Source organism: Tritonibacter scottomollicae, from assembly GCF_032924845.1.
GTDB lineage: Bacteria > Pseudomonadota > Alphaproteobacteria > Rhodobacterales > Rhodobacteraceae > Epibacterium > Epibacterium scottomollicae.
Genome location: NZ_CP136704.1, coordinates 3,212,796 through 3,225,429 on the forward strand (window position 1 = coordinate 3,212,796; position 12,634 = coordinate 3,225,429).

Annotated in this window: 13 protein-coding genes; 7 read left to right on the forward strand and 6 right to left on the reverse strand. The window is 58.7% G+C overall.

What is annotated here, in order from left to right; translation table 11 throughout:
• The first annotated feature begins 172 nt into the window (after positions 1-172).
• Together R1T40_RS15965 and R1T40_RS15970 are read left to right on the forward strand one after the other, a co-directional pair.
• The gene (locus R1T40_RS15965; RefSeq protein WP_317384821.1) at positions 173-316 is read left to right on the forward strand and encodes a hypothetical protein; all 144 of its coding nucleotides are present in this window, start codon (positions 173-175) and stop codon (positions 314-316) included.
• A 212-nt stretch (positions 317-528) separates the two neighbouring features.
• Complete coding sequence (locus tag R1T40_RS15970) at positions 529-1,293, forward strand: substrate-binding periplasmic protein (RefSeq protein ID WP_317384822.1); 765 nt, start codon at positions 529-531, stop codon at positions 1,291-1,293.
• A gap of 277 nt (positions 1,294-1,570) precedes the next feature.
• On the opposite strand, the gene R1T40_RS15975 is transcribed toward R1T40_RS15970, so the two are convergent.
• From R1T40_RS15975 to R1T40_RS15985, 3 genes are read right to left on the reverse strand one after another with little or no spacing between them, the layout of a single operon-like run.
• Positions 1,571-3,076, reverse strand: coding sequence for a heme biosynthesis protein HemY (locus tag R1T40_RS15975; protein WP_317384823.1), 1,506 nt, complete (start codon positions 3,074-3,076; stop codon positions 1,571-1,573).
• A gap of 10 nt (positions 3,077-3,086) precedes the next feature.
• Complete coding sequence (locus R1T40_RS15980; protein ID WP_317384824.1) at positions 3,087-4,400, reverse strand: COG4223 family protein; 1,314 nt, start codon at positions 4,398-4,400, stop codon at positions 3,087-3,089.
• A 51-nt stretch (positions 4,401-4,451) separates the two neighbouring features.
• Positions 4,452-5,189: a uroporphyrinogen-III synthase gene (locus R1T40_RS15985; protein ID WP_317384825.1), complete on the reverse strand. Its 738-nt coding sequence runs from the start codon at positions 5,187-5,189 to the stop codon at positions 4,452-4,454.
• Between the two features lie 74 nt (positions 5,190-5,263).
• On the opposite strand from R1T40_RS15985, the gene tsaD reads away from it, so the two are divergent.
• The 4 genes from tsaD to R1T40_RS16005 are packed head-to-tail and all read left to right on the forward strand — an operon-like array spanning position 5,264 to position 8,016.
• On the forward strand, positions 5,264-6,361 hold the full coding sequence (tsaD, locus tag R1T40_RS15990) for a tRNA (adenosine(37)-N6)-threonylcarbamoyltransferase complex transferase subunit TsaD (protein WP_317384826.1): 1,098 nt from the start codon (positions 5,264-5,266) through the stop codon (positions 6,359-6,361).
• Positions 6,358-7,320 carry an NAD(P)H-dependent glycerol-3-phosphate dehydrogenase gene (locus tag R1T40_RS15995; protein ID WP_317384827.1) on the forward strand — a complete coding sequence of 321 codons (963 nt, stop codon included), beginning with the start codon at positions 6,358-6,360 and terminating at the stop codon, positions 7,318-7,320. Before tsaD ends, R1T40_RS15995 begins: the two co-directional genes overlap by 4 nt.
• A gap of 1 nt (position 7,321) precedes the next feature.
• On the forward strand, positions 7,322-7,594 hold the full coding sequence (locus R1T40_RS16000; protein ID WP_317384828.1) for a YciI family protein: 273 nt from the start codon (positions 7,322-7,324) through the stop codon (positions 7,592-7,594).
• Positions 7,594-8,016 (forward strand): EVE domain-containing protein, encoded by a 423-nt coding sequence (locus R1T40_RS16005; protein WP_106162493.1) that lies wholly within the window; start codon positions 7,594-7,596, stop codon positions 8,014-8,016. Before R1T40_RS16000 ends, R1T40_RS16005 begins: the two co-directional genes overlap by 1 nt.
• Before the next feature lie 462 nt (positions 8,017-8,478).
• Here the strand turns inward: R1T40_RS16005 and R1T40_RS16010 are convergent, their stop codons facing one another.
• Positions 8,479-8,820, reverse strand: a complete 342-nt coding sequence (locus tag R1T40_RS16010; protein ID WP_317384829.1) for a DUF2853 family protein — start codon at positions 8,818-8,820, stop codon at positions 8,479-8,481.
• Positions 8,821-9,050: 230 nt separating this feature from the next.
• Positions 9,051-10,436, reverse strand: a complete 1,386-nt coding sequence (gene ahcY, locus R1T40_RS16015) for an adenosylhomocysteinase (protein ID WP_317384830.1) — start codon at positions 10,434-10,436, stop codon at positions 9,051-9,053.
• Between the two features lie 368 nt (positions 10,437-10,804).
• Between ahcY and R1T40_RS16020 the strand changes: the two genes are divergently transcribed.
• Positions 10,805-11,401: an HD family hydrolase gene (locus tag R1T40_RS16020; RefSeq protein WP_317384831.1), complete on the forward strand. Its 597-nt coding sequence runs from the start codon at positions 10,805-10,807 to the stop codon at positions 11,399-11,401.
• 14 nt (positions 11,402-11,415) lie between these two features.
• Here R1T40_RS16020 and R1T40_RS16025 read toward each other — a convergent pair whose 3' ends face one another.
• The gene (locus R1T40_RS16025; RefSeq protein ID WP_317384832.1) at positions 11,416-12,567 is read right to left on the reverse strand and encodes a glycosyltransferase family 61 protein; all 1,152 of its coding nucleotides are present in this window, start codon (positions 12,565-12,567) and stop codon (positions 11,416-11,418) included.
• Positions 12,568-12,634 lie beyond the last annotated feature (67 nt).

Here is a 12,634-nt window from a genome sequence, read left to right on the forward strand (position 1 = left end):
CCTTTGACGTCAGTCTTTCAACCCCATTCCCGATGCGCCTGTAGAATTCCGATATATGTTTGCAGTAAACGACCTCTGCCAATCGGCACCCATTCTTGTCCCCCCAATCGGTGTTCAAAAATGCCCCTTGGTGCGCTCCAGTAGGCCGATCACCGCGATTGCACGGTTAGAGATGTTTTTCGCCTTTCTGGGTCTCGAATGTCTCGACCTCAAGCTGGTCGGCCGGTTTCTGGTGCCAATCGTCATGGCGCAGACCGCCCGGTTGATGCTTGTCGACCCGCCGGGGCGTGAGCACCGGAAGCGATACAAAGGCTGAACTGGTTCACGTCCCAGAGGCAGCCCTAACACGCAACGATCCCCCCCGTGCATTGGTGTCTGACAAACGAGTTGACCCGCCCTCCCCTGAGCGCAGTCTCTAGATATACCCTTCAAGCACTGAAAATCAGCCTTTACCCGCCGTTAGGGCGACTGAGGTAGAAAGGCGTTAACTAAATCGGGATGCCGATTGGCAAACAATAGGAGTTCAAGATGAAAACCGGCCTGAAGCTTGTAACATTTCTATGCGGCCTTTCAATGGCTGCAGCGGCGGTCGCGGAGTCTGTTTCAATTCGTGCTGATACTTGGTGCCCTTACAATTGTGAGCCTGGATCTGACAAACCGGGTTATATGATCGAACTTCTGGAAGCCGCGCTCGAGCCCCACGGCCACAGTATTGACTATCAGAACATGAACTGGGTTCGCAGCATTGCAATGGCGAAGACTGGACAGATCACCGGTGTCGTCGGCGCATCGGAAGAAGAGGTGCCGGGCTTCCGCCTTAGTCCAGAGCTTGGCGTTTGGGATTTGGCTATTGCAGTACGCAAAGGTGAAGCTGTGGATATGACGTCGGACACCCCTTTTCGCGGACGTACCATTGGCGCCATCCGTGGGTATGAGTATGGCGGCATTATCACGGCCTATATCGAGGAACACACCGCGGACAATACCATAGTTCAACTGGTTGGCGGTGAAACGCCGTTGGAAAGCAATCTGCGCAAGCTGGCTTCAGGTCGTGTAGATATGGTCCCTGATGACGCAGCGGTATTGCGATACACGATCGCGAGCCTTGGCCTTCAGGACGCATTCGAGCTGATCTCAGTAGATGAGCCCTCTTCACTCTATGCGGCGTTCTCTCCCGAGTTAGAGATTTCTGTTTCTTTGGCAGCCCAATTAGAGACCGCAGTTTCCGAAATGCGGGCAGATGGGCGCCTTGCCTCAATCCTTGCCAAATACGGCTTGGAAGATTGGAAGTAAGACAAAACAAGGCAGTACCGGACCGAAAGGTTGGATTGGTTTGTCTCTGGTTGGCAAACCTTTGGTCACCTAACAGCCTTTACTGTCTTGACCAGCGGCATTTGGTGCAGCTTCGCTCTACCGGGCTGAGCGAGATCCTTGAATCTCCGGCTTTGCAAAGCTCTTTGCGTCTGGCTGGCATTAGACAACACGTATTTGGTGCCAGCCAGCTCAGACGCTTTGCCGAATGTATTGATCGGCCGCGCGCAGTGGTCGTCGCGCGCGGCCTGAAAACGCTTTACTTGGGCAACGTATCAGGGTTGTCCGGATCATCCTTGGTCGGGTTTTCAGACCCCACGTCAGATGTCCCGTTCGTAACCTCCAAAAGGTCCGGATCGACGATGGCCAGCGCACCGGTGGTGTGTTCCTGTCGCGCTGCCAGCAGTGGCAGCATGGCAGCGCCGGTCGCGGAGCTGTATTCATGCGCATCGGGTCGTGTCCAGGTCAGCGTATCAAAGCTGGCACAGTTTTCGCAGGTAGGCGCCCATTCAGCGTGGATATGATTACAGCTCTCACAGACCCACTGCGGGCCGCGTGGCGCTGACAGCGCTTTGGTAAGCCACCCTTGCACCATCACATCCGGGCCACCTTCCCCTTTCTCGATCGCCGCCATCAACGTCAGAGCACGGGCATCCGGGGCGCGATCCACCAGATCGCCCAATGCCCGACGCGCCTCGGGAAAGTCCTCGGCCACAATCAACAGTTCCGCCTTCACCAGCCGGGTTTCGTCGTGGTCGGGCTTCAGGCGCAGAAGCTGTTCGAAGCGTTTCACGCGCTCCTGTGCCGTCTCATCAGGCGCAATTTCGGCAAAGGCATGGGCAAGATCCGGATGCGGCTGTGCCTCCCAGGCCTTCTTGAGAATACGCACTGCGTAGCGCGGCTTGCCCTTCACGATGTAGCTACGTGCGGCCAACGCGGCGGCGGGCACGAGATCTGGCGACAGGCGGTTGGCCTCGATCGCCTGCTCCTGCTGCTCCGGCGTCGCCTCTTCAGCCAACAATGCCTTGGACGACGACAACGCCAACACTGCATCGCGGCGCTTGAACACCTCGCGCGGCAGGGTTCCGGTCTTGAGCTTGGTGGCGAGGGTTTGACGTGCACCCGCCCAATCCTCGGCCTGAGCTTGCAGTTTCAACAGCGTGTCTTGCACTTCTTCATGCTTCGGCCGCAAGGCGAGCGCCTTTTCTGCCAATTGCCGGGCCGTCTCTGTATCGCCCTCGGACAGTTTCTGTTTCATGATCCCACGCACCCCCACAAAGCGGGTGGATTGATCGGACAACAAGCGCTTGTAGGCCTCAGACGCCTTGCGCGTATCTCCGGCCAATTCCGCGGCCTGCGCTACCACAAGGTTGGTCAATGCGGGATCCTGCAGATAACGTTCGGCCCGCTCAGCCTTGGACAATGCAGCGCGCCCTTCGCCAACGGCCAGCGCCATCAAGCTGTCAGCCAGCGCTTGATACCCGCGCCGTTCGCGTCCCTTGTCGAAGAAACGCGACAGCGAGGTTTCATCACCGTTCAGAAACCGCAGCGTGGCAACCAAGAGAGACAGCAGCTTGAAGAACAGCCACGTCAGAACCATCAGCACCAACAGCGCAATGACGGATTGCAGCGCGCCGAGCGTGTACTCAGTCCCGGCAAGGGTGATCTGTACGCCACCGGCAGTTTCCAAAAGAACGCTCGCGCCGAAGGCCAGCAGCGCAACGATCGCGACGAATACGAGAATCTTCAACAATGACCAGAGCATGGCGACGTCCTTAGTTGGCGTTCAGGCTTTGCGAGAGCGTGTCGGTGGCAGCTTCTGCTTCCAGACGCGTGCGGGCTGCGCTTTGCCAATCGGCAAGCTCCGCCTGTGCACTTTCAGGAAGGGCTGAAATCTCGTCCAGTGCGGCGGCGATATCACCGCTGTCAGCTGCAGCTCCAGCACGGGACAGGATGGCATCTGGATCATCCCCTTCACGCGGCGCAACTGAGCGCGCACCAAGGTGGCGATTGACGTAGGCCATAATACCGCCAGACCCTCTGGTTTCCTCACGCGCTGCGGCCAGGGCCGCTCGCGCCGCAGGTGCGAACCCGTCTTGCAGCCCGGACAATGTCGCAACACCGGTATCAGCCGCGCTCTTGATCTCGTCCGGCACTGTGATCTGCAGACGTGTCAACTCCTCGACGAGATCACTATAGCTCACTCCTGAATCCAACGCAGAACGCAGGCGCGACACCACGGATTGTGCCGCGGCGATACGTGCGGCTTCTGCGCTGACGCGCTCCATTTCTTGGGCCTCGGCGACCATGCGTTCAACGTCCGCTTGCTGCTCTGTCAAACTGTCGCGCACTCGCTGAAGCTCCGCCTCAAACGCAGCAACGGCGTCGGACGAGGCGCCTTCTGTGATCGGGCGCGCCTCCAGAGCGTCCACACGCTGCACGAGGGACCGAAGTGTTTGTTCCAGTTCCGCGCCGACGGGGTCATTCTCCTGATCAGTGGCGGCGCTCTCCATCTCGGTTTCAACCGCCGCAATCCGGTCTTGGAGCGGTTGCAGATCAGGTACGTTGATCTCGGCGACAGTACTGCGCAGGCGTGCCAGTTCAGAGTCCAGCTCAGCCTGAGCCGATTTGAGCGGTTCAACATCAACCGATGCATCCCGCATGGACGGCGGCAAGAAGTCGTCCAGCACGTCCCCCTTGCCGGCAATAAAACCAACGACTGCCGCGACAACGCCGCCCAAGAGGGCCGCACCAAATCCACCACGTTTTCCCACGATACGCTCTTGTGCCTGCGTCGCAGACGCAACCTCATTCTCTGCAGAGGCGATCTCGGTCTCGGTCTCGGTCTCGGTCTCGGTCTCGGTCTCGGTCTCGGTCTCGGTCTCGGTCTCGGTCTCGGTCTCGGTCTCGGTCTCGGTCTCGGAAAGAGGAACTTCGGTTTCAGCAAAGTCGTCAAGCTCTTCCGTGGCAAGACGCTCCTCGATCTCTTCTGCGCCAACGTCGGGAGTTACGGTGTCCTGATGAACGTCAGCCCGTGACGTTTCTGGATCCGGTTTCACCGTGTCGCCGGATTTCTTGTCTTCAGCCACAGTGGCCTCCCCCCGATTCCCCAAACATGCTCAATACGATACGCACCGACCCTATTCCTTGGGTGCGTCTGTCTCAACCCAAAGCACCGACTGTGCGACATCGCGCAGCAAATCCGCCATTGCTCCAGCCGTAGGTGCTTTACTTACTTTTAGCGCGCCACTTTGCAAGCGCGGCATGGCCTGCGCCACAGCGTCACTCATCGCAATCAGTGTTAAATGCGCGGTTTTCGGACATAAGCTTGCAAAATGTGCGGCGGTACGTGGTGAGAAAAGCGGTACGATCAGGGGGATTTGCGCCCCCAGTGCCTGTTCTGCTTCGGCGCTGAGAGGTTGCAGATCCTGACGATAAATCACTTCCCCCCTGCAAGGGAGCCCACCCTCTGTCAAACGGTCTACCACGGCCCCACGGGTGTATTCTCCATGCAGATGCAACAGCGTTCCTGACGGCCGGGCTGCAAGCAAACTCGCAACCAGTGCATCCGCGGTTTCTCCGCAAAAACGCGCATCCCATCCAGCTGATAACGCAGCTTCTGTCGTGCGCTGGCCCACACAATAGGCGACTTGACGCTCGGCCATGCGCTCTGATGCCACGCGCACTCCCGCACCGGAGGTGAAAACAACCGTTGTCGTATCGTCAAGTTTCAGCGTCGACGGCAACGCGGTGATTTCCATCAGTGGGGAATGTATAACGCACAGATCCGACAGCAGATCCGCAGGCAGAAGATCAAGAAACCGCTGAGCCGCGTCGCGCGGTCGCGTCATCAACAGGGCCGGCCCGTTTGTCTTCACCTGCGCGCTCCCGGGATTGTTTGCATCACCTCTTGGTGGTAGCCCCGCAGCACAGAGGATGCAACGGTAGGCCCATGACCCAAACGCTGACGCTACTTGGATTGGAAAGCAGCTGCGATGACACTGCGGCGGCTATTGTGCGCCAAAAGACAGATGCGCGCGCAGAGATCCTGTCATCGGTGGTCTTTGGCCAAACCGCACTGCACAGCGCCTTTGGCGGCGTGGTGCCGGAGATCGCCGCCCGCGCCCATGCGGAAAAGCTCGACAGCTGCGTGCGTGATGCGCTGACAAACGCTCAATTGACGCTGGACGACCTCGACGCAATCGCCGTGACCGCCGGACCGGGCTTGATCGGTGGCGTAATGTCGGGCGTGATGTGCGCCAAGGGGATTGCCGCCGCAAAGGGCCTGCCACTGGTCGGGGTCAATCACCTTGCGGGCCATGCGCTGACGCCGCGCCTGACGGATAATATCGCCTATCCTTATCTGATGCTGCTGGTCTCCGGTGGCCATTGCCAATACCTGATCGTCCGCGGGCCAGAGGCGTTTTCGCGCCTCGGCGGAACCATTGACGATGCCCCGGGTGAAGCCTTTGACAAGACCGCACGTCTGCTCGGCTTGCCGCAACCCGGTGGCCCTTCGGTACAGGCCGAGGCGGAACACGGAGATCCCAAACGGTTCCGCTTTCCCCGCCCGCTGCTGGACCGCCCGGATTGCAACCTCTCCTTTTCCGGGCTGAAGACTGCGTTGATGCGGATGCGGGATCAGATCGTGGCCGAGAAAGGCGGGCTGACCCGACAGGACCGCGCCGACCTCTGCGCCGGATTTCAGGACGCCATTGTCGACACTCTAGTGAAGAAAACCCGTCGCGCGCTGGATCTCTACCTTGCCGAAAACCCTTCTGCTCCGACTTTGGCCGTGGCCGGAGGCGTTGCTGCCAACACTGCGATCCGGGGGGAACTAATGACGCTTTGTGCCGAGTTAGAGACTGATTTCATGGCGCCCCCCTTGGCGCTCTGCACCGACAATGCCGCGATGATCGCCTATGCGGGGCTCGAGCGCTTTCGCAACGGGGCACGTGATGGCATGGATCTGATCGCCCGACCCCGCTGGCCGCTGGATCAGACCAGTCCGGCCCTCATCGGCAGTGGCAAGAAAGGGGCAAAGGCATGAGCGTCGCGGTTCTTGGAGCCGGGGCATTTGGCACCGCCCTGGCTATCTCTCTGGCCCGCAAGGCCCCGGCAACGCTCTGGTGCCGAGACGCTAATCACGCGGCAGAGATGCAAGCCGCGCGCGAAAACAGCCGCCGTTTGCCCGGCGCTCCCCTACCCGATGGGCTGACCGTGACCTCGGATGTTAGCAGCTTTGAGGCGCATGACACGTTGCTCCTTGCCGTACCGATGCAAAAGATGCGCGCGTTTCTGATGCAACATCGCGCAGTGCTGGCCAACAAGACTCTGGTGGCCAGCTGCAAGGGGATCGAACTTGACAGCGGGCTTGGTCCGGTCTCCGTCCTGCGCGAAGCGGTGCCAGAGGCCACGGCAGCATTGCTGACCGGCCCCAGCTTTGCCGCCGACATCGCACAGGGCCTACCTACCGCGCTGACCCTGGCCTGCGCGCCGGACGGCATGGGCGAAGCCCTGCAAACCACGCTGTCGACCAGTAACCTGCGCCTCTACCGCACCACGGATCTGGTGGGGGCAGAGATCGGTGGTGCACTGAAGAATGTCATCGCCATCGCCTGCGGTGCCGTCATCGGCGCTCAGCTGGGCGACAGCGCACGTGCCGCGCTGATGACCCGCGGCTATGCCGAAATGCAGCGATTGGCGCTGGCACGCGGGGCAAAACCCGCAACGCTTGCGGGCCTGTCGGGGTTCGGCGACCTCACGCTCACCTGCAGCTCCGAGCAGTCGCGCAATTTCCGCCTTGGGCTCAGCCTTGGGCGGGGCGAAGAATTTGATCCCGCAATCACCGTTGAGGGTGCAGCCACCGCCCGGGCCACCGCGCAAGCTGCCCAGAAGATGGGGCTGGAGATGCCGATCACTCAAACGGTAACCAATTTGCTGGATCAAAGGTTGACGATCACCGAGGCTGTGGATCAATTACTTAAAAGACCACTCAAAGAGGAATAAAATGCTCATTGCATTGATTGCCCGCGACAAACCGGATCACCTGCAAACTCGTCTCGACAACCGCACGGCGCATCTCGCCTATATCGAGGAGACCGGCGTGGTGGCGCAAGCGGGCCCTCTGCTCGATCAAGCTGGCGAGATGGTCGGCTCCCTCATTATCCTTGACGTAGATGACATGGCCGCAGGTGAAGCCTGGGCCGCGGACGATCCCTACAACAAGGCCGGATTGTTCGAGGCCGTCGAGCTGATCACATGGAAGAAGGTCATCGGCTGATGGCGTATTGGCTGTTCAAATCCGAACCGAACACCTGGGGCTGGGACGATCAGCTTGCCAAGGGGGACGCGGGCGAGGAATGGGACGGCGTACGCAACTATCAGGCCCGGAACTTCATGCGCGAGATGAAACTGGGGGATCGCGGCTTCTTCTATCACTCGCTGAAGGAAAAATCTGTCGTCGGTATCGTCGAGGTCTGCACCGAGATCCACCCCGACAGCTCCACCGAGGACCCACGTTGGGAATGCGTAGACATCAAGGCGGTGCGGGCCTTCACCCAGCCGGTCACGCTGGAGCAGATCAAGGCTAATTCGGCGCTGGTAGACATGGTATTGGTGAAAAACTCCCGCCTTTCCGTGCAGCCAGTTACAGATGCAGAATGGCAGGAGATCTGTAAGATGGGGAAAACAAAAGCAGATTAACAGGACTGATTATTCTGTCACTCCCGCCTCTAGCCTAGCCTCACGGGTAGGGTGCAAGATCATGAACCTTCTCTACGCATTCATAGTCGCCTGAGCGGGTTTGGGCTGCGGTCTTTCTTTATCATGGCTTGGATTGCGTCCATTTACATTTGCGGCATACGCTCAAGGATGCCGACACACATTGAAGATGGCTATGCGGTCATGACCGATCCGATAATCAGGCTGCACTGACGTTCTTCTGATCACCCAAGCCGCATTGACAAAAGGCCGCTGACTGATGCCGCGGCCTTCTGCACACTCGACGCCCACTCCCACCGCGCACGTCCAAAGATATTCTCGCGCAAGTTGCGCTTACCTTCTTCTTACCTCGGTAGAGCTGTGCACGGCAATTGGCGCGACATTGCAAAGTCATTAAAACCAGACTGAACTGGTAGGCGCTCGTGGCGAATTGCCTGAACAAAGTTAGCCGTAGACAGCCTCTTTGCCGAAATGTTTGGTCAGCATGTAGTAGACGACAGCGCGATATTTATTGCGCTCGGATTTTCCGTAGGTTTCGACCACCTTGTTGATTGCATCCAAGAGCTCTGGGCCATCCGGCAACCCCAGTTTCTTGATCAGGAAGTTCGCCTTGACCGTTTCCAGCTCCTCGGGTTGGCTGGACGCCACAGTGGATGCATCCGCATTGTAAATCGCGGGCCCACACCCAATTGTCACCTTGGTAAGAAGGTCCATATCCGGGTCCATACCGCATTTGGTTTTCAGATCGTCCGCATATTGCGCAATCAGGTCTTCACGCTTTCCCATCGTCACATTCTCCTGTCTTTGGCTTTCTGCATCTTTGGCAGAGTTATAGTGACCTGACGGTAGGAGGGTTTCTGAAGCCAACAAAGGGGTTTTTCTTCGAGTTTGGTGTCAGAAATGCGCAGCGGGATGGTGGGTGGGGCGATGTTCCGCCAGAACGAGCGCCGGACAGCATCACACAAAAAACCCGGCGCGAAACGCCGGGTTTTCCAATTTTCCAAATGTCTCACTACTCAGTAGCGGTAGTGCTCCGGCTTGAACGGACCTTCCGGTTTTACGCCGATATAGGCTGCCTGCTCCGGTGTCAGTTTGGTCAGTTTTGCACCGACGCGCTCCAGATGCAGTGCCGCGACCTTCTCATCGAGATGCTTGGGCAGGATATAGACCTTATTGTCGTAATCATCACCACGAACCCAAAGCTCGATCTGCGCCAGAACCTGGTTGGTAAAGGATGCCGACATCACAAACGACGGGTGACCGGTGGCATTACCGAGGTTAAGCAGGCGACCCTCGGACAGCAGAATGATCCGATTGCCCGAAGGCATCTCGACCATATCCACCTGTTCCTTGATGTTGGTCCACTTGTGATTCTTCAGGTTGGCGACCTGAATTTCATTGTCGAAGTGACCAATATTGCCAACGATGGCCATGTCCTTCATCTCGCGCATATGCTCAATGCGCAGGATGTCCTTGTTGCCGGTGGTGGTGATGAAGATATCCGCATCCAGCGCTTCTTCCAGCAAGACCACCTCATAGCCGTCCATCGCAGCCTGCAGCGCGCAGATCGGATCTGCTTCGGTCACTTTGACACGCGCGCCAGCGCCACTCAAGGACGCAGCAGAGCCTTTGCCCACGTCGCCATAACCACAGACAACCGCGACCTTGCCCGCCATCATTGTATCGGTGGCGCGGCGGATGCCGTCCACGAGGCTCTCTTTACAGCCGTATTTGTTGTCGAACTTCGACTTGGTGACAGAATCGTTCACGTTGATCGCCGGGAAGGGCAGCTGGCCCTGTTTCACCAGCTCATAGAGACGGTGAACACCGGTAGTGGTCTCTTCCGATACGCCCTTGATCTGATCGCGCATCTTGGTGAACCAGCCGGGGGATTGCTCCATCCGCTTCTTGATCTGCGCTTTGATCGCTTCTTCTTCTTCGGAGGTGGGCACCGAAATCACGTCTTCGCCCGCTTCAGCGCGCGCGCCCAACAGAATGTAGAGTGTCGCATCGCCACCATCGTCGAGGATCAGGTTTGGCCCCTCCGGGAACTGGAACGACTTGTCGAGATAGTCCCAGTGTTCTTCCAGGCTCTGACCCTTGATCGCAAAGACCGGCACGCCCGCCTCGGCGATCACAGCGGCTGCGTGATCCTGCGTCGAGAAGATGTTGCAGGAAGCCCAGCGCACGTCAGCGCCCAGCGCCACCAGGGTTTCGATCAGGACAGCAGTCTGGATCGTCATGTGCAGCGAGCCGACGATGCGAGATCCTTTCAGGGGCTTCTCTTCACCGTACTCTTTGCGCAGCGCCATCAGGCCTGGCATTTCGGTCTCAGCGATGTCCAGCTCTTTGCGGCCAAAGCCCGCCAGCGAAATGTCCTTGACGATGTAATCTTCGGCCATTTTCTGCTCCGTATAAATGTTCCACAGGTACTTGGGTCGTGAGGTAACACCCCAATGGTTTACAAGCAACGAAGATGGGTGAGTGTTGGCGCGCCCTACTCTGGAACCAAGACAGAGCAGCGATAAGCCGCCTGAGAATCTCTGAGGTCCTAGAAACGTCAGTGGCGCCAGAAATTGGTCGCATCTCCCTCACCATAGTCACTCCGACCTGTGAGGAAACCACGCGCGGATGTAACGAGGCCAATCACCGCAAAGCCAAGGTTCACAGGAGATGGTTCGCTCCTCCCTTCCACAGCATTGCACTGTAGGTTTGCAACCGCAGTCCGACCGGGATAGCTAGGACCTATTGCGACTACGACGGATTTATCATGGCCCCGAAACCTCCACGCGCCTGGCAACGCATGTTGTCCGGACGCCGCCTTGATCTGCTGGATCCGACTCCTGTCGATATCGAAATTGAGGATATCGCCCACGGCCTTGCTTTTGTGGCGCGCTGGAACGGGCAGACACGGGGTGACTTTGCCTATTCCGTCGCCGAACATTCGTTGCTGGTGGAGAATATCCACGGTCGCATGTTCCCCAAGGCCCCCCTCAAATGGAAGCTTGCGGCCCTTCTGCATGACGCACCGGAATACGTGATCGGCGACATGATCTCTCCGGTGAAAGCTGCTGTTGGGTCAGGCTACGGCGATCTGGACGCTCGACTAACGGCTGCAATCCACATTCGCTTTGGCCTGCCCGCCACCCTGCCAAAGACGGTGAAAGCGCAAATCAAACGGGCCGACAAGGTGTCAGCCTGGATGGAAGCGGTTCAAATCGCGGGATTTTCCGAAAGCGAGGCCACTAAGATCTTCGGCAGACCAAACGCGGATCTGATTGACGATCTTGATATTCACCTCAGACCACCCGTGGACGTCCGGCGGGATTTCGTTGCCCGCCACGAAGAGCTGCTATGCCAGCTCTGAACCTCGTCCAATAATCAGCTTCGACTTTTTTCGGCTTCACGGGCCTGTCGGCGGGCCTTCCGCGCCGCCCTTCGGGCGCGCCGCTCCGCGCGCTCAGCCTGTTCGCGGGCTTGCCGGAACTCCGGCGACTCTACAAATCGGTTACTCTTGATGCCTTTGTCCGTCAGCACCTGCTCACGCGCCGCGTCATCCAGAACCGGCCAATCACCATCACCGGAGATGAAACCACCCGCCTTCAACTGACGCCCGATCAGGGAGTGGTCCAGCTCCCCAAAGCTCAACCGGCTGGAGCGTTGGTTGTTCTTGGGGACCCACTCGGTGCGCAGCGCTCCGATCACCAAAGGATCGCATTTGCAGAAGTGACGGACGTTGTTTGTCAGCAGGGTATGCGCCGTGGACTTGCGCCGCAGCACCATGGCGACCTTCTGATCCGGCCGCCCAACCATTGCAAAGAGGTGCAGCGCAGAGCCATCAGCGGCAATGACATATTTTGCCGCCTTGTAGCGCGCCAATTGGGCGCTCAGGCTGTGCTCCTGCGGGTGATAGATTTCATAGCCCTCAGCAGCCAGATAGTCTTCCATCTGCTCCTCACCAAGCAGGCCGCCTTTGCCCAGTCCTAATTTTGACCGGGAGATATAGAGCTTTTCGGGACCTTCAGGGCGCACATCGCGCGCAAACCGCGCATGTATCGCGTTCCGGTACTTTGGCGTCGCCTCGGTAATCGCGCCCAGACCGAAGCCCTGACCGGGCACCACCAACTCCTCTACCTGCGCCGGATCTGCGGCAACACGGATCGCAAGCCCCTCCTGCATCAGGCCCAGGAATTCCGAGTGAAACCCGCGCACCTGATCCCGCACGGCCGGGCGCTTGGGAATGAAGAGCACGCCATCCACCGGTGTGTCCAAATTCTCCAATGCCCAGAGGCGCGCCGTGCTCTCCACCAGGAAATGCCCGAAATGCGCCCAAAGCACGCCTCCCCAGAGCCAGCGACCTGGAATTTTCTCCGCAATATTCTGCGGCATCTCGGGTTCGGTCGTGATTGCGCGGTGCCGTCGCCATAGCGCCCCCTGTGGGCAATAGCTGCCATCCGCGTTTAATACGCCTGCGGCCTGCACCATGCTACTCTCCACTGGCGGCACGACAATGGCGCCACGCAGGATTGTCATGGATTCCGACCATCCGCCCTTCGGCGAGGGTAATATCGTCGGATCCAAATCGCCACGCATGGTCATC